24 protein-coding genes are annotated in these 21,842 nt (G+C 30.8%); 10 read left to right on the forward strand and 14 right to left on the reverse strand.

Annotated features, from left to right (window positions below):
* Window positions 1-43 precede the first annotated feature (43 nt).
* From atpG to ATE90_RS13090, 4 genes are all read left to right on the forward strand, one after another.
* Entirely contained in the window at window positions 44-910 is an 867-nt protein-coding gene (atpG, locus tag ATE90_RS13075) for an ATP synthase F1 subunit gamma (protein ID WP_036788092.1), read from the forward strand.
* Window positions 911-1,065: 155 nt separating this feature from the next.
* On the forward strand, window positions 1,066-1,548 hold the full coding sequence (locus tag ATE90_RS13080) for a hypothetical protein (RefSeq protein WP_052107509.1): 483 nt from the start codon (window positions 1,066-1,068) through the stop codon (window positions 1,546-1,548).
* 100 nt (window positions 1,549-1,648) lie between these two features.
* Complete coding sequence (locus ATE90_RS13085) at window positions 1,649-2,581, forward strand: hypothetical protein (protein WP_036784721.1); 933 nt, start codon at window positions 1,649-1,651, stop codon at window positions 2,579-2,581.
* A 261-nt stretch (window positions 2,582-2,842) separates the two neighbouring features.
* Window positions 2,843-3,595: an SDR family NAD(P)-dependent oxidoreductase gene (locus ATE90_RS13090; RefSeq protein WP_036784722.1), complete on the forward strand. Its 753-nt coding sequence runs from the start codon at window positions 2,843-2,845 to the stop codon at window positions 3,593-3,595.
* Window positions 3,596-3,649: 54 nt separating this feature from the next.
* Here ATE90_RS13090 and ATE90_RS13095 read toward each other — a convergent pair whose 3' ends face one another.
* The 4 genes from ATE90_RS13095 to amaB form a co-directional block, all read right to left on the reverse strand.
* Window positions 3,650-3,919: a hypothetical protein gene (locus tag ATE90_RS13095; RefSeq protein WP_036784725.1), complete on the reverse strand. Its 270-nt coding sequence runs from the start codon at window positions 3,917-3,919 to the stop codon at window positions 3,650-3,652.
* 2 nt (window positions 3,920-3,921) lie between these two features.
* On the reverse strand, window positions 3,922-4,695 hold the full coding sequence (locus ATE90_RS13100) for a DUF1295 domain-containing protein (RefSeq protein ID WP_036784727.1): 774 nt from the start codon (window positions 4,693-4,695) through the stop codon (window positions 3,922-3,924).
* Between the two features lie 177 nt (window positions 4,696-4,872).
* On the reverse strand, window positions 4,873-5,760 hold the full coding sequence (locus ATE90_RS13105) for a hypothetical protein (RefSeq protein WP_036784730.1): 888 nt from the start codon (window positions 5,758-5,760) through the stop codon (window positions 4,873-4,875).
* Window positions 5,761-5,933: 173 nt separating this feature from the next.
* Window positions 5,934-7,475 carry an L-piperidine-6-carboxylate dehydrogenase gene (gene amaB / locus ATE90_RS13110; protein WP_036784732.1) on the reverse strand — a complete coding sequence of 514 codons (1,542 nt, stop codon included), beginning with the start codon at window positions 7,473-7,475 and terminating at the stop codon, window positions 5,934-5,936.
* Window positions 7,476-7,587: 112 nt separating this feature from the next.
* On the opposite strand from amaB, the gene ATE90_RS13115 reads away from it, so the two are divergent.
* Window positions 7,588-8,640, forward strand: a complete 1,053-nt coding sequence (locus ATE90_RS13115) for an isoaspartyl peptidase/L-asparaginase family protein (RefSeq protein ID WP_036784735.1) — start codon at window positions 7,588-7,590, stop codon at window positions 8,638-8,640.
* On the opposite strand, the gene ATE90_RS13120 is transcribed toward ATE90_RS13115, so the two are convergent.
* Both ATE90_RS13120 and ATE90_RS13125 read right to left on the reverse strand, forming a co-directional pair.
* Window positions 8,628-9,002, reverse strand: a complete 375-nt coding sequence (locus ATE90_RS13120; RefSeq protein ID WP_231960021.1) for a hypothetical protein — start codon at window positions 9,000-9,002, stop codon at window positions 8,628-8,630. The two genes, ATE90_RS13115 and ATE90_RS13120, sit on opposite strands and share 13 nt — an antisense overlap.
* A gap of 197 nt (window positions 9,003-9,199) precedes the next feature.
* Window positions 9,200-9,640 carry a hypothetical protein gene (locus tag ATE90_RS13125; RefSeq protein WP_143741125.1) on the reverse strand — a complete coding sequence of 147 codons (441 nt, stop codon included), beginning with the start codon at window positions 9,638-9,640 and terminating at the stop codon, window positions 9,200-9,202.
* A 206-nt stretch (window positions 9,641-9,846) separates the two neighbouring features.
* Between ATE90_RS13125 and ATE90_RS13130 the strand changes: the two genes are divergently transcribed.
* On the forward strand, window positions 9,847-10,821 hold the full coding sequence (locus ATE90_RS13130) for a LuxE/PaaK family acyltransferase (protein WP_036784739.1): 975 nt from the start codon (window positions 9,847-9,849) through the stop codon (window positions 10,819-10,821).
* Window positions 10,822-10,831: 10 nt separating this feature from the next.
* The gene (mscL, locus tag ATE90_RS13135) at window positions 10,832-11,284 is read left to right on the forward strand and encodes a large conductance mechanosensitive channel protein MscL (protein WP_036784742.1); all 453 of its coding nucleotides are present in this window, start codon (window positions 10,832-10,834) and stop codon (window positions 11,282-11,284) included.
* A 73-nt stretch (window positions 11,285-11,357) separates the two neighbouring features.
* Here mscL and tyrS read toward each other — a convergent pair whose 3' ends face one another.
* Window positions 11,358-12,650 carry a tyrosine--tRNA ligase gene (gene tyrS / locus ATE90_RS13140; RefSeq protein ID WP_091952178.1) on the reverse strand — a complete coding sequence of 431 codons (1,293 nt, stop codon included), beginning with the start codon at window positions 12,648-12,650 and terminating at the stop codon, window positions 11,358-11,360.
* A 187-nt stretch (window positions 12,651-12,837) separates the two neighbouring features.
* Here tyrS and ATE90_RS13145 point away from each other — a divergent pair, with 187 nt between their 5' ends.
* Window positions 12,838-13,836, forward strand: coding sequence for an SDR family oxidoreductase (locus ATE90_RS13145; RefSeq protein ID WP_101451483.1), 999 nt, complete (start codon window positions 12,838-12,840; stop codon window positions 13,834-13,836).
* Here ATE90_RS13145 and ATE90_RS13150 read toward each other — a convergent pair.
* Genes ATE90_RS13150 through ATE90_RS13165 form a run of 4 tightly spaced genes read right to left on the reverse strand, consistent with a single transcriptional unit; the run spans window position 13,829 to window position 16,825 of the window.
* Complete coding sequence (locus tag ATE90_RS13150; RefSeq protein WP_235317700.1) at window positions 13,829-14,326, reverse strand: DUF4296 domain-containing protein; 498 nt, start codon at window positions 14,324-14,326, stop codon at window positions 13,829-13,831. The genes ATE90_RS13145 and ATE90_RS13150 overlap by 8 nt on opposite strands.
* Window positions 14,286-15,626: a dihydroorotase gene (locus tag ATE90_RS13155; RefSeq protein WP_101451484.1), complete on the reverse strand. Its 1,341-nt coding sequence runs from the start codon at window positions 15,624-15,626 to the stop codon at window positions 14,286-14,288. The genes ATE90_RS13150 and ATE90_RS13155 overlap by 41 nt, the downstream gene beginning before the upstream one ends.
* A gap of 8 nt (window positions 15,627-15,634) precedes the next feature.
* Window positions 15,635-16,096: a GNAT family N-acetyltransferase gene (locus ATE90_RS13160; RefSeq protein WP_101451485.1), complete on the reverse strand. Its 462-nt coding sequence runs from the start codon at window positions 16,094-16,096 to the stop codon at window positions 15,635-15,637.
* A gap of 6 nt (window positions 16,097-16,102) precedes the next feature.
* Window positions 16,103-16,825, reverse strand: a complete 723-nt coding sequence (locus tag ATE90_RS13165) for a polyprenol monophosphomannose synthase (RefSeq protein ID WP_036784754.1) — start codon at window positions 16,823-16,825, stop codon at window positions 16,103-16,105.
* A gap of 55 nt (window positions 16,826-16,880) precedes the next feature.
* Between ATE90_RS13165 and ATE90_RS13170 the strand changes: the two genes are divergently transcribed.
* Window positions 16,881-17,549 carry a DUF4271 domain-containing protein gene (locus ATE90_RS13170; protein ID WP_302849301.1) on the forward strand — a complete coding sequence of 223 codons (669 nt, stop codon included), beginning with the start codon at window positions 16,881-16,883 and terminating at the stop codon, window positions 17,547-17,549.
* Window positions 17,550-17,566: 17 nt separating this feature from the next.
* Window positions 17,567-18,313 carry a uroporphyrinogen-III synthase gene (locus tag ATE90_RS13175; protein WP_036784758.1) on the forward strand — a complete coding sequence of 249 codons (747 nt, stop codon included), beginning with the start codon at window positions 17,567-17,569 and terminating at the stop codon, window positions 18,311-18,313.
* 62 nt (window positions 18,314-18,375) lie between these two features.
* On the opposite strand, the gene radA is transcribed toward ATE90_RS13175, so the two are convergent.
* The 3 genes from radA to panC form a co-directional block, all read right to left on the reverse strand.
* Complete coding sequence (radA, locus tag ATE90_RS13180) at window positions 18,376-19,737, reverse strand: DNA repair protein RadA (RefSeq protein ID WP_036784761.1); 1,362 nt, start codon at window positions 19,735-19,737, stop codon at window positions 18,376-18,378.
* Window positions 19,738-19,962: 225 nt separating this feature from the next.
* Window positions 19,963-20,907 carry a lysylphosphatidylglycerol synthase transmembrane domain-containing protein gene (locus tag ATE90_RS13185; protein ID WP_101451542.1) on the reverse strand — a complete coding sequence of 315 codons (945 nt, stop codon included), beginning with the start codon at window positions 20,905-20,907 and terminating at the stop codon, window positions 19,963-19,965.
* 68 nt (window positions 20,908-20,975) lie between these two features.
* Complete coding sequence (gene panC, locus ATE90_RS13190) at window positions 20,976-21,818, reverse strand: pantoate--beta-alanine ligase (protein ID WP_101451487.1); 843 nt, start codon at window positions 21,816-21,818, stop codon at window positions 20,976-20,978.
* Between the last annotated feature and the right edge of the window lie 24 nt (window positions 21,819-21,842).

Genomic DNA, 21,842 nt, shown 5'->3' on the forward strand with positions numbered 1-21,842 from the left:
GTTGTCATTCCCGCGAAATCGGGAATTTCAAAATTACAAAAGAATGGCAAACTTAAAAGAAATACGGAATAGAATTACTTCTATTAAATCAACAATGCAAATTACATCTGCCATGAAAATGGTTTCTGCTGCAAAGTTGAAAAAAGCCCAAGATGCAATAACGGCAATGCGCCCTTATTCATCCAAACTAACTGAATTGTTGCAGAATTTAAGTGCAACTTTAGATAGTGATGCTGGTGGAGTATATTCAACTCAAAGAGAAGTTTCTAAAGTTTTATTAGTAGTAATAACTTCCAATAGAGGTTTGTGTGGTGGTTTTAATTCATCAATTACTAAAGAAGTTATTAAAACAGTTAAAGATAAATACAATAATGTTGAAGTAGATTTATTTGCTATCGGTAAAAAAGGTGGTGATGTTTTATCGAAACAGTTCAATATTGTAGCAACAAGAAACGATATTTTTGATGATTTAACTTTTGATAATGTTGCGGCAATAGCAGAAAATTTAATGAGTATGTATGCCGAAGGAACCTATGATAAAATAGAAGTTCTTTATAATCAGTTTAAAAATGCAGCAACTCAAATACCACAAGTAGAACAGTTTTTACCAATCAAACCTGTTGAAGGGTCAGATTCAACAGAAGTAAATTCTGATTATATTTTTGAACCATCTAAAGAAGAGATTGTTTTAGCATTAATACCAAAATCTTTAAAGACACAACTATACAAATCTATTAGAGACAGTTTTGCTTCGGAACATGGTGCGCGTATGACTGCAATGCACAAAGCAACAGATAATGCAACGGACTTAAGAGACGACTTATTATTAACTTACAATAAAGCACGTCAAGCAGCAATTACGAATGAAATTCTTGAAATTGTTGGTGGTGCAGAAGCATTAAAAAATTAAGAAATTATAAGTTATATATATTGAAAGCGAACCAATGTGGTTCGTTTTTTTATTTTTATAGACATGATTAATACAAAGACAAACTAGTTTGCTGATTTTTTATATCTTGGCACAACGTTTGAAATATATTTATTAAATATAAAAAATTGAAGAGAATGAAACTTTTATCAATAATTGCAATTATAGTTAGTTTTACACAATGTGGGAGCTTAAAACTTGAAAATAATCCTCCTTTTAAAATAGAAAAAGCATCTTACAATAAATGGGTTGGTGGACAGCCTGGAGTTTCAGGGACTAAAATAGAAATAGCGTTGAAAGAAAATTCAACGATTGTTTTTGATTCATTATTTTTTCAAAATAAATCAACTAAAGTGGAAATTAATATTGCTGCCGGCAAAACCCTTTTAATAGGACATTTCAGTACATCAAGTAAACAAAATAGAGATCTTATTTTAGATATAGATGCTACCAAAGAAATAGAAAATACCTTACCAGAAGTTAACAAGCTTCCTTTTGAATTAGAAGAGAACGAAGCGATTCTTAGTTATAAGGTAGGAGATAAAATCAAATATTTTAAAATTAAAGATATAGAGGAATCAAAACCTGCGTTTTTTCCAAGAGCAAATAAAAATCAGTAAGTTATCTAAAATCAGTACTTTACCTATTCTAATTAGAATAGGTATTTTTTTTGGCACACATTTTGAATCTTTGTAAGTATATCTTATAAATACAAAGCTTATGAAGACTCTAAAACTACTTTTTACAATTATTATAGCAGGCGCGCTACTAACTTCTTGTTCTACCATTTTCGAGGATTCTTATTATGAGTATGAGCCAACTTTAGAAGAAGTAGTTTCGGAATATGATTTATGGTATGTAGATTATCACAGAACTATTGGAAGTGGCGATATACCTTATGTTTCCAGAGCATTTACATTATCATTTATAAACGGTGTAGTATATGCAAATAACAACATTGTAGATATTGGTAAAACAGGCAATGGTTTAGGAATTGATGTAGGAAACTACAATACATATAATGGATTGCTAGAAACCAATCATGTACTAGATGGCGCAAACGATTTTGAAGTAACTATTATTTCGAATAATGAAATAAGGCTATATAATTATAGAGAAAATGTAAGCTATTACTTAATAGGGTACAATGCTCGAAATTTTGATTACGATAAATTATTTTATGAAAATATAGAATATTTTTTACAAGAATATATCGCTTGGGAAAAAGTAGATGCTGTTGGCGGAACTCAAAATGTTTTTGATCAAGAAAATTATCTCTCCTTTACTCCTGAAGATATAACAACATTTTATAGTTCTCAGGACACTCTTGGCACAAATATTGATTTAATTAATTGGAATTTTGTTGGAGGATATGAAGTGTATGATGTAGTAGATTATGAAGATCTAAAGATTTTAACACTTAATTATGATGAGGGAGATACGGAAGAATTTGAATTGAACGTTATAGATGACAATATTATTCGTTTGTATCATGTAAATTCAGATACTATATACGATTTTTCTGGAAGAGGATTTTTACAGTATTTGAAAAGTGAAAAAACTGGAAAAAATAGTAAACAAATTGTAAGAAACAACAACAGAAAACGTACTAAAATAAATAGAAAGACAAAGATTAGAAGAAGTTTAAAATAAGTTTGGTTAGTTGATTTTTGGTTGGTTATTTCTCAATAATCAATCGAAAGGAAAACCGCTCTGAAAAGAGCGGTTTTTTCTTTGTTAATAATTGATGAAAAATTCAAATTTTAAAGAACAAACGAAACAATTTGTTTTTATACTTTTATATTAGGTTTGGTATCGCTGAAAATAAGATGTTTTTTGTTAGAAGGTAGCGCACATGCTTTAGGAAAGTCAATTGATAAATATCTTTTTTTTAATGAGTATTTAAAATAAATTATGAATAAAACAGCATTTATTACAGGAGCAACATCAGGAATTGGAAAGGCAACTGCAGAAATTTTTGCCAAAAATAATATTAGGTTAATTCTATGTGGTAGAAGAGCAGAGCGCCTAAAAGAACTTCAAAATGAATTAAGTAAACTAACAGAAGTAACTACTTTACAGTTTGATGTTTCTAAAAGAACAGAAGTTGAAGCCGCCATGAATGCACTTCCCGAAAACTTTAAACAAATAGATATTTTAATAAATAATGCAGGTAATGCCCATGGATTATCAACAATACAAGACGGAAATGTTGATGACTGGGATGCAATGTTAGATATTAATGTAAAAGGGTTGTTGTATGTTTCAAAAGCGATCATTCCTCAAATGATTGAAAACAATAATGGTTTTATCGTAAATATTGGATCTACAGCAGGAAAAGAGGTTTATAAGAACGGAAATGTATATTGTGCATCAAAGTTTGCTGTGAACGCCTTAAATAAGTCTATGAGATTAGATTTGAATGAACACAATATTAGAGTTTCTGCAATTCATCCAGGTTTGGTGCAAACCGAATTTTCTGAGGTTCGTTTTAAAGGTGATATAGAAAGAGCAGAAACGGTTTACAAAGGCTATAAAGCATTACAGGCAGAGGATGTTGCAGATATTATTCATTTTGTTATTACAAGACCATATCATGTAAATATAGAAGATTTGGTAGTTTTTCCTACAGCACAAGCAAGTGCAACTATGATTCATAAAACCTAAAAGGGAAACAAAAAGCTACTTTTTCCGAATAATAATAAGAAAAGTAAAATATAATTAAGTATATTTTAAATAGAGTAAAAAGAGGATGGTGTAAACACCTAAGTAAAATCGATAGAAATTTCGTTGTTTAATATATTCCTTATTTTCAGGAAATAAATTACCCAACAATCCTTTAAATTCTTTTATAAAAAGTGGTTTAATATTGATTAGCCAACTATCTGTTTGGTACACTATTTTCCTGAATTTACTTCTGTAAATACTTAAAGGAAAACCCCAAATTAAGAAGAGTATAAACCAGATATTTTCTTTTAAAAAATCAATCATCTTTATTTTTTAGGAAACCAAGGAAAAAAGGAATTCGTGTTTGCTATATACTCCTTATATTTTGGTTTTGTGTTATTTAATGTTTTTTCTAGCAAGGCAACTCCAGAAACTTTTATAATTAATAAGGTCATAATTACCGCTCCAATAATTTGCCAATAACCACCTGCAGCAACACTAAATAAAGCATATGCCCACCAAACTGCAGTATCTCCAAAATAATTAGGATGCCTTGTATATCTCCAAAAACCAGTATTTAAAACTTTTCCTTTATTGCTTGGATTTTTTTTGAATTGGTACAATTGATAATCGCCACCTGCTTCAAAGCTAAAACCAATACCCCATACAAAAATTGCGATGTAATCTAACCAAATGAATTCTCCAAGAGTTGTATTGGAGTGAATACCTAATAGAGGTAAAGAAACAATTAGAATTAAACCGCCTTGCAGCAAAAAAACTTGAAAATAACTAAACCACCAATATCGTTTTTCGCCATAATCTTTTCTGAATTGTTGGTATCTAAAATCTTCTCCTTTACCAATATTTCTGAGCGCTAAATAGATACTTAAACGCAAACCCCAAATAGAAACTAGCGCTAACAATAACCAATTTCTTGGATTTATTTCTTCTAAATTGTACACATAAAAAGTATTGACAACTACAAAACCAAAACCCCAGAAAATATCTACAATGCTTACATTTTTAATCAAAACACTCCATGCCCAAAGCAGGGTTACTAGAATCCAAATTAAAAGTGTTGCTTGTATAAATTGTGACATAAATTTGATTATTGAGCTATAAAGTAAAATTCATTAAAAAGAGAGTATATTTAATTGGTTCGTTTAACGTTCTTGTATAAGATGAGCGACGTGTCTTAACCCACTAAATTTAGCAAATACATACAGATAGAGAATCCGCTGTGACTTTCGTAAATCGGCTAAAACCAGCAATTAATTTTATACATTGTTAGGCAAAGTATTTTTTTCAAATTTATTATGGATTATTATTATTGCTAATCCAAACAGGACAGCTAATACAATTAAAATTGTACTTATTAATCCGCTTACTCCGAATGACATACGGATTAAAATCGTTGAAACTACAAATCCTGAATTTCTTATTATTTTATGAAATTTATCTGTGTAAAAGAAGGAAATTAATAGCAGAACAACATCCACTAAAATCAGAACGGTAAAAAATTCGTCAAAGAATAGATTATTAATTGTTTCAAAACTAGCCAGATCATTAGAACCAAGAGAAACATCTGAAGTCCAATTGAAAAGTGTAACGAAAGCCATCATAAAAAAAATCGGAACCAGCGCAATGGCAATTATTTTCTTTCTACTGATGAATCTTTCAATTTTTAGTTTATTGTCCTTTTGTTGCGTTGATTTTTGCATTCCCTGTTTTTGAAACTGAAAAATCAGATAGAAAAGAATAACTGACGCCAAGATATCATAAGTGAATTGCAAATCTCCTTTTATTTGAAACCAATCTGATGTCAGTTCAAGAGCAGATAAGTCTTTAAATAATTTTCGAATGATTATAAGTGTTATAATTTCATACTGTTTAGTTATATAGGTGGTAAATGACTTTGGTAAGTAATAGATTAATAAGTAAACTTCATAAACAAGTATAAATGAGAATGGGGTGTAAATTGCCGATATCGGATTTTTAAATAATTCCGATTCTAAAGACAAATTTACTACACCGAATTTTGATAAGTAAATTAAAATTAAGTGGATAAAAAAGCCAAATAACGCAACATAGAGTATTGTTTTTTCAATCCGCCTTTTGGCGAACTCAGATAGAAAAATTTGATAAATTTTATTTAATAAATTCATATGCTATTAAGTCTGATATATTTTGTCTAATATAATGATATCGAACGTTTTAATGTTTTATATCAGAAGTTAAACGAATTTAGTTGTTTTTTATGAGAAAGTCAAGTTTAAGAAAGCTAAAAGCCCAACTCTTTTGAGTTGGGCTTTTATATGTTTTTAAATATTAAAATCTATTAAAGATCAAACTTAATTCCTTGTGCTAAAGGTAATTCATCAGAATAGTTAATGGTATTTGTTTGTCTTCTCATATATACCTTCCATGCATCAGAACCTGATTCACGGCCGCCACCTGTTTCTTTTTCACCACCAAAAGCGCCACCTATTTCTGCACCAGAAGTTCCAATGTTTACGTTTGCAATACCACAATCTGAACCGGCATAAGACAAGAATTTTTCAGCCTCTTTTAATTCGTTGGTCATAATTGCAGATGATAATCCTTGCGCAACACCGTTTTGTTTTCCGATAGCATTTTCTACTTCGCCAGCATATTTTATTAAGTATAAAATAGGCGCAAAAGTTTCATGCTGTACAATTTCGAAATGATTTTCAGCCTCGATAATAGCGGGTTTTACATAACAGCCACTTTCGTAACCTTCTCCTTCTAGAACACCGCCTTCAACTAAAATAGTTCCGCCTTCAGCTTTTGCTTTTTCAATGGCAGCTAAATAGGTGTTTACAGAATCATGATCGATTAATGGTCCAATATGATTTCTTTCATCTAAAGGGTTTCCGATTGTTAATTGCCCATACGCACCAACAATGGCATCTCTTACTTTATCATATACAGATTCGTGAATAATTAATCTTCTTGTAGATGTGCAACGTTGTCCACAAGTTCCAACAGCGCCAAAAACCGCTCCGGGAACTACTACTTTTAAATCTGCAGTTGGTGTTATAATAATGGCATTATTTCCGCCTAATTCTAATAAAGATTTTCCAAAACGTTGGGCAACAGTTGCACCAACAATTCTTCCCATTCTTGTAGATCCAGTTGCTGAAACTAACGGTATTCTAGTATCGGTGGTCATCATTTCACCGACTTTATAATCTCCATTAATAATACAAGAGATTCCTTCTGATAAATTATTTTCTTTTAATACATCTGCAATGATATTTTGACAAGCAACCGTGCATAAAGGTGCTTTTTCAGAACCTTTCCATACACACACATCACCACAAATCCATGCTAAAGCTGTGTTCCAAGCCCAAACTGCAACTGGAAAATTAAATGCAGAAATAATACCAACAACACCTATTGGATGCCATTGTTCCCTCATTACATGCCCGGGTCTTTCAGAAGGAATTGTTTGTCCGTTCAATTGTCTTGACAATCCAACAGCAAAATCACAGATGTCGATCATTTCTTGAACCTCACCCAAACCTTCTTGGTATGATTTTCCCATTTCATAAGAAACCAATTTTCCAAGAGCTTCTTTTTTTTCTCTTAATTTATTTCCAAACTGACGTACAATTTCTCCCCTTTGCGGAGCAGGCATATTTCGAAAAGAGAGAAAAGCTTCCGTAGCTGATTCCATTACTTTTTCGAAGTCTTCTTTGGTAGTAGCTTTTACTTTACCAATCAGTTTCCCGTCAACTGGAGAGTATGATTCAATAATTTCGCCGTTAGAAAAATTATTAGAACCAGTAGAAGTTCCCTGATTTATATCTTTTACGCCTAATTCCAGCAAGGCTTCTTTAATTCCAAAATCTGTCATTTTGTAGTTTGGTTTTAGTTGTTTAAATTCGAGGAACGAATTTACGAATTATTTCACAAATAAATAAATTAAACAGAAATTACATTTTTTGTTTAAAATCAAACAAAAATATATGAATAAATTACTTTTTATGGCATCCGTTCTAATGATTTTTTTCGGATGCAAAGCAGATGAATCAATGGCAGAGAAAGAGAAAACTCAAAAAACAAATAATTTTGCAATAATAATTCATGGCGGAGCAGGTACTATTTTAAAAAAAAATATGTCTAATGAAAAAGAAGGCGAGTACAAAGCAAAGTTAGAAGAAGCCGTAAAGGTTGGCCATAAAATATTGAAAAACGGAGGAACAAGCCAAGAGGCAGTAATGAGAACAATTCAAATTATGGAAGCTTCACCATTATTTAATGCTGGAAAAGGGGCTGTTTTTACACATGAAGAAACGAATGAATTGGATGCGTCTTTTATGGATGGAAAGACGTTAAACGCTGGTGCAGTTGCAGGAGTTACAAATGTAAAAAGTCCTATTGAGTTAGCAATTAAGATTATGACAGATTCGGATCATGTAATGCTTTCCGGGAGAGGGGCCTCTATATTTGCAGAAGAAAAGGGTTTAGAAATTGTTAACCCGAGTTATTTTTATACAGAAAGACGTTTTAAATCCCTGCAAAGAATAAAAGATAGAGAGAAAACAGAATTAGATCATGATGATAAAAAGGCTGCTTTTTATGATACCGACATTAAAAATAGCAAATTCGGAACTGTTGGCTGTGTGGCTTTAGATAAAAATGGAAATATTGCTGCTGGAACTTCAACTGGAGGAATGACAAACAAACGTTGGGGGAGAATTGGTGACGCACCGATTATTGGTTCTGGAACCTACGCCAATAATAAAACTTGTGGGGTTTCTTCAACAGGCTGGGGAGAATATTTTATTAGAAGTCAGGTTGCATATGATATTTCTGCACAAATGGAATATCAGCAAAAAACATTAAAACAAGCTACAAAAGATGTGATTCAGAATAAACTAACAAAACTAGGAGGCACGGGAGGTGTAGTTGCATTAGATAAAAATGGAAACATGTCTTTTGAGTTTAATACGGCTGGAATGTACAGGGCTTCTATGAATGATAAAGATGCATTGATTGTGAAAATTTATAAAGAATAATCTAGCCACTCTTCAGGCAAATACCCCAGGTCAATTTCTATTTTCGTTGTTTTTATTTTCTTTTTCACCCCTAGTTTAGAAATCTTTATTAGTGATAAATTGATGTTATTTTTTTTATTGATTTTTGCTAAGACAGATTCCATAGATTTTTTAGCGCATAGCACCAAACTATTCATCATAGCATTTGACTCAATAGATAAATCATATAAATCTACATAAAAAGCAGGTTTGTCATCTTGATAGATAATCCATTGTGTTGGTCTTCTATTGGGGATTTCAATAACTTTCTTTGTGCCGCTGAAAGTTCTATAAGTAGTTTCAATAAGTTTCATTTCGTATTCTTTTAATAAAATTAGCTTCATAGCAATTATTTTTTAAAAGGAAATAGTAAGCATTAAGTGAAAGGGCTTCCCCAAAGATAATATTTATGCGCATTCAAAATATTTTAATTTCGATAGAAGTGAATTAATAATCGTTTAAACGAAGTATTTTAATTAACGATGGTTTCTTTGATATTTATAAAATTGTGTTTTATTTATTCTAATAAGAGCTTTGTTTCTTAAAATTGGTAATGAATTCCCGTATAAATGCCAATAGTATAAGGTTGAAACCTATCTGGATTTTTATTAAAAGTATTTAATTGGCTTTTAAACATTGGATTGATATGCAAAGACCAATTTGTATTAAGGCTGTAATTGAAATCAACTCCTAAATTCCCGCTAAAATTTATATTATTTAAATTATTGGCTTTTCCCTCTTTATTGAACGAAGAAGTAGATAAGCGAATCTGATTTTCTTTTAAAAATAAAGTACTGAACCCTCCGATTAAATGAGTTTTAAATTTATTGTCACTAATTTTATAGGTAGTGGTTTCTGAATCATATTTTGGTTCAATCCAAGAACCTAATAAAAGGTTATTTGAATTGATTGCAGTTTCATTAATTTCACAAGAGAAGAATAAAATTACAAAAAGGATGCTAAAAATATTTTTTAAATTCATAAGTATTGATTTTAAGTCGGGTAGTTTTATTTTTTTTAATCTATTATTTCTATTGCAATTAGAAAACCTTTCGCCAGCAGCGGCAAAAGAGATAAAAATAAAATAGCAAAATAACAGCAAAAGAGACTTCATAGTTGTTTAAATAAATATAAGATGTAAAAAGATTAAAAAGGTTGTGGCTAATAATCTTATTTTTGCAAAAGTTTATGCAAGAATCCATTTTTAACATACAAAACGAAGAAAATTTTACAAGAGTAGCTTTAGAGGTTTTTAGACATCAGTTTAAAAATAATAAAGTGTACCGTTCTTTTTGCGATTTGTTATATGTACATCCTTCGGATGTTACAAAAGTTGAGCAAATTCCTTTTTTGCCCATTCAATTTTTTAAGATAAAAAAAGTACTGTCTTCACTCGATGAAGTTAAAGAAACGTTTACAAGTTCTGGAACAACAGGTAGCATTGCAAGTAAACACTTTGTTACGGATATTAAATTTTATAAAGAAAGTTATTTAAAAGCGTTTGCTCATTTTTACGGAGATATTGAAGACTATGTTGTACTCGCTTTATTGCCAAATTATTTGGAGAGAAATGGTTCTTCTTTGGTTTTTATGGTTGATGATTTAATCGTAAAATCTAAAAATCCTGAAAGTGGATTCTATCTGAATAATATTGATGAATTGGCCAATAAACTGATTAGTTTGGACAAAAAAGGCCAAAAAATCTTGTTGATTGGTGTTTCTTTTGCATTATTAGATTTGATTGAAAAACATCAATTTAATCTTAATAACACTATAGTGATGGAAACTGGAGGAATGAAAGGAAGAAGAAAAGAATTGATTAGAAATGAGTTGCATCAATTATTGCAAGAAGGCTTTAAGGTAGATGAAATTCACTCAGAATATGGAATGACAGAACTTTTAAGTCAAGCCTATTCTAAAGGAAAAGGAGTTTTTGAAACGCCTTCTTGGATGAGAATTTTAACCCGAGATACAGAAGATGCATTAAGTATTTTACCAACAGGAAAGGCAGGAGGAATCAATATAATTGATCTAGCAAACTATAATTCTTGCTCATTTATCGCGACTCAAGATTTAGGAAAAGTGCATCAAAATAAATCTTTTGAAATTATTGGGAGGTTTGATAATTCAGATATTCGAGGGTGTAATTTAATGGTATTATAAGATTAAAAGTATGAAATTATATAGAGAATTTAAAGAGTTTGCGGTTAAGGGAAATATGATTGATATTGCTATTGGCGTAATCATAGGAGCAGCCTTTAATAAGGTTGTGAATGTTTTGGTAAAAGAGGTTTTAATGCCACCTTTATCTTTTATGACACAAGGTAAAAATTGGGCAAATAAAAAGATCGTTTTAAGGGAGGCAGGTATAGTTGATGGTGTTGTAAAACTAGAAGAAATTGCAATAGGCTATGGAAAACTGATTGAAGCTGGTGTAGATTTTCTAGTGATCGCTTTTACTGTTTTTTTAGTTGTTAAGGTGATGAATTCCATTAAGAAAAAAGCAGACGACCCTAAAAATACAACTGTTGTAACTCCAAAAAATATTGAGTTAATGAATAAAACCAATGAGTTATTAGAAAAACAAAATGCGTTTTTGATGAAGGTGTTAGCGCAAAAAAAGTAGCAGTAAAAGGAAAGGTTTCTAAAAAAAAATAAAAAAAGTAGCTGAATTTTTCAGCTACTTTTTTAAATTTAATTTATGCTACAATCAATAAGTAATAATTCTTCTTACCTCTTTGTAATAAAACATATTTATTAGCAATTAAGTCATCAGAAGTAATGATAAAATCCTCTTTTACTTTTTCCTTATTTACTGAAATTGCATTTTCTTTTAAGGCCCTTCTTGCATCCCCATTAGATTTTAAAAAATTGGTTTTTGCCGCTAGAGCTCCTATCATATCTAATCCTTCAGAAAAATCAGAAGCTGAAATTGTAGCTTGAGGCACACCATCAAACACATCTAAAAATGTTTGTTCATCTAGAGATTTTAAATCAGAAGCTGTAGATTTTCCGAATAAAATATTAGAAGCGGCAATGGCTTTTTCATATTCTACTGCACCATGCACTAAGACAGTAACTTCTTTTCCTAAACGTTTTTGTAAAACACGTAAATGAGGTGTTTCTTTATGCTCTTCAATTAAGGCATTGATTGTTTCTTGATTTAAAAAAGTAAAGATTTTAATATATTTCTCTGCATCTTCATCAGAAGTATTTAACCAATATTGATAAAATTTATAGGCTGAGGTTCTTTTAGCGTCTAGCCAAACATTTCCTCCTTCAGATTTTCCGAATTTAGAACCATCAGATTTTGTGATTAAAGGGCAGGTAATTGCATACCCTTTTCCACCGCCAATTCTTCTAATTAATTCAGTTCCTGTTGTAATATTTCCCCATTGATCAGATCCACCCATTTGAATCGTGGTAGCGTTTTCTCTGAATAAATGAAGGAAATCATACCCTTGAACCATTTGATAGGTAAACTCTGTAAAAGACATGCCGTCTTTAGATTCAGCACTAATTCGGTTTTTTACAGAATCTTTGGCCATCATATAATTTACGGTAATATGTTTACCTATATCTCTAATAAATTCTAAGAATGAAATATCTTTCATCCAATCGTAATTATTTACCAGAATTGCAGCGTTTTTTTCATCAGAAGTAAAATCTAAGAAATGACCTAATTGTGCTTTTACGCATTCTTGATTATGTCGTAATGTTTTCTCATCCAATAAATTACGTTCAGCAGATTTCCCCGAAGGATCACCAATCATACCAGTTGCCCCTCCAACTAAAGCAATAGGTCTATGACCACATCTCTGATAATGTGCTAATAACATAATAGGAACTAAGTTTCCAATATGTAAAGAGTCTGCTGTTGGATCAAAACCAACATAAGCACTTCTCATTTCTTCTAACAAATGCTCTTCCGTTCCTGGCATGCTGTCGTGCAACATTCCTCTCCATTGTAATTCTGCAATAAAATTATTCATTGTAAATTTTAATTAATTCAATTTTAAAATTGGGATGTCAAACTAAACTGCTCACAGTTTCTGTATTTTGATAGCTTAAATTATCACTTCCCACAAGCTCAATCTGCCGTTTTTAAACAGGTTTAAATAAATGCTTTTTAACAAGGCAAAGATAAACTTATCGATGAAAAAACCATAAATTAGCTGTATGATTTTAGTCACTGGAGGTACGGGTTTAGTTGGTTCTCATTTGTTGTATCATTTATGTTTGCAAAATGTTGCAATTAGAGCTATCTATAGAACAAAATCATCTTTAGAAAACGTAAAAAAAGTTTTTAGGTATTATACAGAAGATGAAAATTTATTTTCAAAGATAGAATGGTATCAAGCAGACATTACCGATGTTCCTAAAATGATCCCTGCTTTTTCTGATGTAAAGCATGTATATCATTGTGCTGCATTTATCTCCTTTAATCCTAAAGATTATAGAAAAATGCGCAAAGTAAATATACATGGAACTGCGATTATTGTAAATCTTTGTATTGCTGCAAAAATTGAAAAATTATGTTTTGTAAGTTCTATTGCTGCTGTGGGTGATTCTTTAAAAGGGAAAATAGTTACTGAAGAAAATGAATGGAATAAAGAATTGGACAATAGTGGTTATTCTATCACCAAATTTGGTGCAGAAATGGAAGTTTGGAGAGCTAGCCAAGAAGGAGTTGATGTGGTTGTCGTAAATCCCGGAGTTATTTTAGGAAGTGGTTTATGGAATTCTGGTTCGGGAAAATTATTTTCTCAAGTGAATAACGGATTCCGTTTTTATACGGAAGGAGTTACTGGTTTTGTGTCAGTACAAGATGTTGTAAAACCTATGATTTTATTGATGAATTCACCCGTTAAAAACGAACGTTTTATTTTGATTTCAGAAAATAAATCATTCAAAGAAATTTTCTTTCTAATTGCGGATACTCTTGGTAAAAGTCGACCGTCAATAAAAATAAAACCCTGGCAAACTAATCTCTTTTGGAGGTTTGCCTGGTGCGTCTCAAAAATCGCGAGAAAAGAACCATTGTTGAGCAAATATTCTGCAAGATCAGCTCATTCTGTAGCTGAATATTCATCAGAAAAAATACAAAAAAAAATAAATTATCAGTTTGAAGATCTCGAAAAATCAGTGCAAAGAATCTCTAAACGGTATCTTAAATAGTAGGTTTAATTTTCAAAACTCTTTTCTTTGATTCTTCCAATTTTTCAATCTTCTTTTTATTTTTTGCTCTAATTATATCAAGAGAATCCTTTTTTATAGAATCGAGCCTTTTGCTTATTTCTTCAAAGAAAACTTTTTGCTTCTCTAAAAGTACTTTAGCATCTTTAAAAATTTCTTGATACAAATCTATTTTAGACATATAATACAAGTTACTCTTTTGAAAACGTGTACTATCAATTTTAAATTGGTCATACACTAAAGACATGTACTCAATTTTTTTTTCTAAATTCTTGTTTTTAACATGTTTTGCGGAAGAAGCAATCATCATCTCTTGAATTAAAAGACTCATTGTATCTTTAGGTATTAAGTCTTTTGGTTTCTCAAAAATGGTGTTACTTGTGCAGGAAATCAAGAAACTAAAAATTAGTATGTAGCTTATATTTTTCATATTACCGATTAAAAGTAATTCTTTTTCCTTTAATTTTGTCATTAAAAACCCCCTGGTTATACATCAAATTACCATTTACAAAAGTATGTGTTATGGTTGATGAAAAAGTAGTCCCTTCAAAAGGAGACCAGCCACATTTATATAAAATAGTATCTTTAGAAACGGTTTGAGGCTTGTTGGTATCAATCAAAACTAAATCAGCAAAATAACCTTCTTTTATAAAACCTCTTTTTTCGATTTGAAATAATTTAGCAGGATTATGACTCATCTTTTCAACTGCTTTCTCAATTGAAATTACACCTTCTATTACTTTTTCTAAAATAGCAGGTATTGCATGCTGCACTAAAGGTCCGCCACTTGGCGCTTTTGTGTACACATTGTTTTTTTCCTCTAAAGTATGAGGTGCATGATCTGTTGCTAACACATCAATTCTATCATCCAACAAAGCCTTCCATAAACCTTGTCTATCAGTTTCCGTTTTTACTGCAGGATTCCATTTAATATGTGTTCCTTTTTCTGCATAATCTTTATCAGAAAACCATAAATGATGAATACAAACTTCTGCAGTAATTTGTTTTTCTTCTAAAGGAATGTCGTTTCTAAAAAGTTCGGTTTCCTTGGCTGTTGATACATGAAAAATATGCAGTCTTGCTCCGGTTTTTTTAGCCAACTCAATTGCTTTTGAGGAGGATAAATAACAAGCTTCTTCACTTCTAATAATTGGGTGATATTTTAGAGGAATATCGTCTCCGTATTTGTTTATAAATTCTTGTGTATTTTTCTTGATAGTAGCCTCGTCTTCGCAATGTACGGATATAATCATTTTTGTTGACGAGAAAATTTTCTCTAAAACTTGCTCGTTATCTACTAACATATTTCCTGTAGAGGATCCTAAAAATAATTTAATTCCTGCTACTTTTTTAGGGTCTGTTTTTAGTAATTCATCTAAATTATCGTTCGTGCCACCAAACATAAAAGAATAGTTTGCATATGAATCTTTAGAGGCTATTGTAAATTTATCTTCTAATAAATCTTGAGTTGTAGCTTGTGGAACGGTATTGGGCATTTCAATAAAGGTAGTAATTCCACCAGCAACAGCCGCTCTACTTTCTGAGGCGATAGTTGCTTTGTGTGTTAAGCCAGGCTCTCTAAAATGAACTTGATCATCTATAAAACCAGGAATTAAAAGTTTACCTTCAGCATCAATAACTTCGAAGTTTTCAGTTGCTTTTATTTCTGATGAAATTTTTTTTATAATTTCGTTTTCAATCAAAACATCACCTAAAAAAGTTTTGTTTTCATTTACTATGCTTGCATTTTTTATTAAAATTGATTTTGCCATTTTTCTTTTTAAATATCTATTCTCATATTTACTAAACTTTTGGTAAATCCAAAACGTTCATAAGCTTTTATCGCCCGTGTATTATTACTATATACATCTAATCTCAATTCCTTTAGGTTTTTTGCTTTTGCCCAATCTTTTAAAGATTTTAAAATTAGATTGCTAATTCTTTGGCCTCTAAATGATGGTTTTACGTACATAAAACCGATATAACCATGTTCTGGGTTTTTATGATAGTGTTCAGAATTTTCTAATCTTAGATAACCAGAAGCTACCAGTTTTTCATTAGAAATGGCAACTATAAAATGGATTTGTTGACTAGAAATTAATTCAGGTATATTGTAATAAAACAGCTCGCCTTTTGCCAAAAAAGGATCTAAAGGTCTTTCGGCTTCTATTACTCCTTGCTCAAATTCTAAGAGTGTTTCTAAGTCTTTTAAATCAGCATTTCTGAGAGAAATTACATTCATATTAATCTATCTTGGAAGCCCTTTTAATCTCATTTTTATCACACCAAATAAAGCTTCGGAAACTATGTTTCCGCTCATTTTAGAGGTTCCTAGTGCTCTGTCGGTAAAAACTACAGATACTTCTCTTATGTCAAAACCATGTTTCCAAGCTTTAAATTTCATTTCTATTTGAAAAGCATATCCTATAAATTTTATTTTGTCTAATTGTATTGTTTCTAGTACTTCTCTTTTCCAACACACAAAACCTGCAGTTGTATCAAAAAGAGGAATTCTCGTGATTAAACGGACATATTTTGAAGCAAAATAAGAAAGGAGTAGTCTTTTTATATCCCAATTAACAACGTTAACTTTATTGTTTACATATCTAGATCCAACAGAAACAGCGCCACCTTCTTTTTTACAAGCGTTATATAGGCGAATTAAATCTTTTGGATTATGAGAAAAATCTGCATCCATTTCTATGATGTAATCATATTTTTTTGCAATTGCCCATTTAAAACCATGAATATAAGCAGTTCCTAACCCATTTTTACCTAACCTTTTTTCTAAAAAAAGTCGATTTGGAAATTCTAAAATTAATTTCTCTACAAGTTTGGCAGTTCCATCCGGAGAATTATCATCAACAACTAAAATATGAAACTTTTTTTTTTGGCTAAAAGTAGCTTTAATGATAACTTCTATGTTTTCTTTTTCGTTATAGGTAGGAATAATGACTAACGCGTCTGACATAAATTAATTTTCATGTAGTAAGAACACAAATATACATTATTTAATTACTAATTTTGTGTTAATCTTATTAAATGAAAGTTACTTGCAAGCACTAGATAAAATTACAACTTCTAACCATTGGATTACATTAGTCGTAATGTTTTTACTCTTTGGTATTGTTTTATTAAAAGCAATAAATTTAAGCAGGTTAAAAGGGAGTATATATAGTCTATTTAATATAAATTTTATCGAGACAGAATCTGAAGAGAAAACTAATTTTTTTGATTTTTTTCAAATGGTATTTTTTATATTTTCTGTAATTGTAATATCGCTATTAATTTTTAATTTTAAGATCTACACATTGCCAACAAGTGATGCAAGCTTTTATTCTTTTTTATCAGTTTTTTTTAGTCTGTTTTGTTATTTTTTACTTTTAAAAATAGTAGAATATTTATTTATACAAGTATTTTTAATAAAAAATGAAGTCAGGTTTTTTATTATTTCAAAATCTAGATACTTAAATACAATTTCAATTTTACTATATGTGGCAATAGTTTTAAGTCAATATACAAACTTAAAACATCCTTATTTGTACTATTTTACAGGCTTTATGTTTCTAATAAGATTTGTGTTTCATGTGGTTAGTAATAAAAACCTGATTTTTAAGAAGTTGTTTTATTTTATTTTGTACATTTGCATGTTCGAAATAGCACCGCTATTTATACTATTTAAACTGATGTTTTAATTACAAAACGAAAGCTTATGAAAGTCAAAACGATTTTAGTATCGCAACCACCTCCAAAGACAGAAACTTCCCCTTATTTTGATTTGTCTGATAAACAAAAAGTAAAAATTGATTTTAGATCTTTTATTCATGTCGAAGGAATTTCTGTAAAAGAAGTAAGAGGTCAAAAAATTGACTTAACTAAAGCTACCGCTATTATTTTAACAAGTAGAAATGCGGTAGATCATTTTTTTAGAATTGCTGAAGAAATGCGTTTTAAAGTGCCAGATAGTATGAAGTATTTCTGCCAATCTGAAGCTGTAGCTTATTACTTGCAAAAATATGTTGTTTATAGAAAACGTAAAATTTATGTTGGGAACAGAACATTTCCTGATTTAATTAAGTTAATTAAGAAGCATAAGACGGAACAATTTTTATTACCATCTTCAGATAAATTAAAGCCATTAATTCCAGCTGAATTAGATGCTTTAGGGGTTAATTGGATAAGAGCAGATTTATACAGAACTGTAGTAAGTGATTTATCTGACTTAGAAGATGTTTTTTATGACGTACTAGTTTTCTTTAGTCCTTCAGGAATAGAATCTTTATTTCAGAATTTTCCCAATTTCAAACAAAACAAAACTAGAATTGCTGCCTTTGGTAATTCTACAGTAAAGGCTGTTACAGAAGCCGGTTTAAAGTGTGATATTACAGCGCCAAGCCCAGAAACACCCTCTATGACGATGGCTTTAGATAAGTACATCAAATTAGTGAATAAAAAATAACATATTTTGAAGTTGATTTAGAAACATAGAAGAAAAAAACCGAGCAGAAAAGTTCGGTTTTTTTATGCAAATAAGGTAGCGAAAGCTTCTTCAATTTTACCAACTAAAACCAATTTTATTTCATGGTTTTTAGAAGAAATCTTGTTATATTTTGAAGCTACAAAGGTTCTATAGCCCAATTTTTCTGCTTCTAAAATTCGCTGATCAATTTTTGAAACAGGTCTAATTTCTCCAGCTAAACCAACTTCCGCGGCAAAACAAACATTCGGGTTAATGGCAATATCTTGATTTGATGATAGTATAGCAGCCACAACAGCTAGGTCTATTGCAGGGTCATCTACATTTATGCCTCCAGTAATATTTAAAAAAACATCTTTTGCTCCTAATTTAAAACCTGCTCTTTTCTCTAGAACAGCTAAAATCATATGTAAACGTTTTAGATTGTAACCTGTTGTAGAGCGCTGAGGGGTTCCATAAACGGCTGTAGAAACTAGAGCTTGTATCTCAATCATTAATGGTCTAATGCCCTCTAAAGTTGATGCAATTGCTGTTCCACTTAAATCTGCATCTTTTTTAGAAATTAAGATTTCAGACGGATTTGAGATTTCTCTTAAACCTGTTGCAAGCATTTCGTAAATTCCTAATTCTGATGTAGAGCCAAATCTGTTTTTTTGTGACCGTAAAATTCTGTAGGTATGATTCCTGTCGCCTTCAAATTGTAAAACAACATCTACCATATGTTCTAAAATTTTAGGTCCAGCAATGTTTCCTTCTTTGTTTATATGACCAATTAATAGAACTGGAGTAGCAGTTTCTTTGGCAAATTTTATGAGCTCTGCAGCCGTTTCTCTAATTTGAGAGATACTTCCAGGAGAGGCTTCTATTGCACTTGTGTGCAATGTTTGTATAGAATCTATAACCAAAACTTCTGGCTCCGTTTCTTCAATGCTTTTGAAAATTTGTTGTGTGTTGGTTTCGGTTAAAATCAAACAATTAGAAGTATTCGCTTTTAACCTTTCTGCTCTCATTTTTATTTGAGATTGACTTTCTTCACCAGAGACATACAGTACTTTCTGACTGATATTTAAGGCAACTTGCAATAATAAAGTGGATTTTCCAATACCAGGCTCACCTCCTAAAAGAGTTACAGAGCCTTTTACCAGACCACCACCTAACACAGTGTCTAGTTCGTTATTATTAGTAACAACCCTTTCTTCCGGGTTTAGCTGAATATCAGCAATTTTTAAAGGTTTATTTATAACCTGTTTAGCTGTTGTAGATTGTTTCCAGATACGTTTTTCTTCTTTTTGAATTACTTCTTCTACAATCGTATTCCATTCTTTACATGCGCCACATTGTCCAACCCATTTTGCATGTTGAGTTCCACAGTTTTGACAGAAAAAAGTTGTTTTGGTTTTTGCCATTTAAAAAGAATTTCCAAGTTTGAAAGTAACAAAGTAACAAAGTTACAAAGTTTATGAGTTGATAACTTTTAAAAAACAGATAAAAAATAAGATTTTCTTAAAGTCGGTAAAAAGTTGCGTTAGTGATTGAATGGTATATTTGAGCTTTTTTTTAAAATACTGATTTTTATGACCACAAGCAAAAAGCGATGAATGAAAGCGCATCCTTTTGGTAACCTCAAAAAACTACTTGTCTTTGTTGTAAATAGGTAAAAACAAAAAGGCCAATCCGCCAAAAACGATAATCATTGCAGTTTGTGCGGTCCACATAATCCAGCCAAAAGCGGTGGCTGGTTCTGCAGGAATATCAAATAAAGCAAGAGCTCCAGCAACCGCAATTGGGTACAATCCAATTCCTCCATTTGTTGCAGCGATAGAAAATCCACCAGCAATAAAGCCGATTAAAATTCCACCTAAAGGAACTTCTAAGCCTTCAATTGCAGGAATTGTTGCCCAAAACATAGCAACATACATTGCCCAAATAAATAAGGTATGAAAAATAAAGGCCCATTTTTTTTTCATTTTAAAGATGCTCGTAACACCCTCTATTAGGCCAGAAACAAAGGTTTTAATCTTTAATAAAAACCCAGATTTTGCTTTTTTAATAATAGATGTTAAAATGTAAAAAGCAATTATTAGAATTGCTAAACCAATTATTATTTTCGTTGGATTAAAATTCTTGGTTAAGAGTTCATAAATAAAATCGAATTGAACAAAAAGTGTGATTAAAATGATGCATAACATCATAATTAAATCTGCAATTCTTTCTGCTACAATGGTCCCAAACCCTTTTTCAAAAGGGATGTCTTCATAGTTCTTTAAGACTAAAGCTCTAGAAACTTCTCCTGCTCTTGGTACTGCTAAGTTAACTAAATAACCCACTAAAACTGCCAAAACACTGTTTGTGAATTTAGGTTTAAAGCCTAAAGGATCTAGCATAAATTTCCATCTATAAGCTCTAGAAAGGTGGCTTAAAACTCCAAAGAATAATCCAAGAAAAATCCAAGTGTAATTTGCTTCTTTAAAGTAATCGATTAATATCTCAATAGAGATTTTAGAGATTGAATACCAAACTAAAAGACCTCCCAAAACGAGGGGAAGTATAATTTTTAAAATCTTTTTTATATTCAAAACTAAGTGCTTAGATTTTACAACTTGAATTATCAAGGGGTAAAAATACTGTTTTTTTACTAATCTTATTATAATCTAATGTTATCAATTAATCTAATTTTACCTGCAAATACGGCAATAAAAGCACGATATTTTTTATTAGATTCTCTATTTTTTATAGTTTCTAATGATTTTTCATCGGCAATTGTAAAATACTCTAATTTAAAGAAAGGATGCTTTTTAAACTGATTTTCTACCCATTCATTTAGCTCAATAATATTTTCTGGTCCAAATTTATTTCTAACTTTTTTAAGGACTTTATAAATAAAAGGTGCCGCCGCTCTCTGTTCTTCTGATAGTCGTGTATTCCGAGAACTCATCGCTAAACCATCATTTTCTCTAAAAATTGGACATCCTTTAATTTTTACATTTAAACGGTTTTTTCTAACCATTTTTTTAATGATTTGCAATTGCTGAAAATCCTTCTGACCAAAATAAGCTTTGTTAGGCGCTACAATTTTAAAAAGTGTTTTTACTATGGTGCCGACACCATCAAAATGACCTGGTCTAAATTTCCCTTCCATTTGATGTTCTAAACCATCAAAGTCAAATTTTTCTGATAAAATACGATGATCATATATTTCTTCCACAGAAGGAAAAAACAAAACATCACAAGAAATACTTTCTAATAATTGTGTATCGTTTTCTATCGTCTTTGGGTAATTTGTTAAATCTTCTTTTTTGTCAAATTGTGTAGGATTCACAAAAATACTTACGACAACTATATCATTTTTTTTCTTAGCTTTTTTAACCAAGGACAAATGACCTTGGTGTAATGCACCCATTGTTGGAACAAAACCAATAGTTTTGTGCTCCTCTTTTTGAGTGGTTAAGTATGATTTTATCTCTTGTTTAGTGTTAAAAATTTTCATTCTTAAAAATTAAGTAAAGTCTGC

The organism is Polaribacter sp. Hel1_33_96 (assembly GCF_002846595.1).
Taxonomy (GTDB): Bacteria; Bacteroidota; Bacteroidia; order Flavobacteriales; family Flavobacteriaceae; genus Polaribacter.

Coding starts and splice junctions, on each gene's coding strand:
- ATE90_RS13100 (WP_036784727.1), bottom strand. CDS start 4,695: ATGTCACAATTTATACAAGCAACACTTTTAATTTGGATTCTAGTAACC.
- ATE90_RS13125 (WP_143741125.1), bottom strand. CDS start 9,640: ATGAATTTAAAAAATATTTTTAGCATCCTTTTTGTAATTTTATTCTTC.
- radA (WP_036784761.1), bottom strand. CDS start 19,737: ATGGCAAAAACCAAAACAACTTTTTTCTGTCAAAACTGTGGAACTCAA.
- ATE90_RS13175 (WP_036784758.1), top strand. CDS start 17,567: ATGAAAGTCAAAACGATTTTAGTATCGCAACCACCTCCAAAGACAGAA.
- ATE90_RS13130 (WP_036784739.1), top strand. CDS start 9,847: ATGCAAGAATCCATTTTTAACATACAAAACGAAGAAAATTTTACAAGA.
- ATE90_RS13120 (WP_231960021.1), bottom strand. CDS start 9,002: ATGAAGCTAATTTTATTAAAAGAATACGAAATGAAACTTATTGAAACT.
- ATE90_RS13080 (WP_052107509.1), top strand. CDS start 1,066: ATGAAACTTTTATCAATAATTGCAATTATAGTTAGTTTTACACAATGT.
- panC (WP_101451487.1), bottom strand. CDS start 21,818: ATGAAAATTTTTAACACTAAACAAGAGATAAAATCATACTTAACCACT.
- ATE90_RS13165 (WP_036784754.1), bottom strand. CDS start 16,825: ATGTCAGACGCGTTAGTCATTATTCCTACCTATAACGAAAAAGAAAAC.
- ATE90_RS13090 (WP_036784722.1), top strand. CDS start 2,843: ATGAATAAAACAGCATTTATTACAGGAGCAACATCAGGAATTGGAAAG.
- mscL (WP_036784742.1), top strand. CDS start 10,832: ATGAAATTATATAGAGAATTTAAAGAGTTTGCGGTTAAGGGAAATATG.
- ATE90_RS13095 (WP_036784725.1), bottom strand. CDS start 3,919: ATGATTGATTTTTTAAAAGAAAATATCTGGTTTATACTCTTCTTAATT.
- amaB (WP_036784732.1), bottom strand. CDS start 7,475: ATGACAGATTTTGGAATTAAAGAAGCCTTGCTGGAATTAGGCGTAAAA.
- ATE90_RS13115 (WP_036784735.1), top strand. CDS start 7,588: ATGAATAAATTACTTTTTATGGCATCCGTTCTAATGATTTTTTTCGGA.
- ATE90_RS13145 (WP_101451483.1), top strand. CDS start 12,838: ATGATTTTAGTCACTGGAGGTACGGGTTTAGTTGGTTCTCATTTGTTG.
- ATE90_RS13155 (WP_101451484.1), bottom strand. CDS start 15,626: ATGGCAAAATCAATTTTAATAAAAAATGCAAGCATAGTAAATGAAAAC.
- ATE90_RS13105 (WP_036784730.1), bottom strand. CDS start 5,760: ATGAATTTATTAAATAAAATTTATCAAATTTTTCTATCTGAGTTCGCC.
- ATE90_RS13085 (WP_036784721.1), top strand. CDS start 1,649: ATGAAGACTCTAAAACTACTTTTTACAATTATTATAGCAGGCGCGCTA.
- tyrS (WP_091952178.1), bottom strand. CDS start 12,650: ATGAATAATTTTATTGCAGAATTACAATGGAGAGGAATGTTGCACGAC.
- ATE90_RS13160 (WP_101451485.1), bottom strand. CDS start 16,096: ATGAATGTAATTTCTCTCAGAAATGCTGATTTAAAAGACTTAGAAACA.
- ATE90_RS13150 (WP_235317700.1), bottom strand. CDS start 14,326: ATGACAAAATTAAAGGAAAAAGAATTACTTTTAATCGGTAATATGAAA.
- atpG (WP_036788092.1), top strand. CDS start 44: ATGGCAAACTTAAAAGAAATACGGAATAGAATTACTTCTATTAAATCA.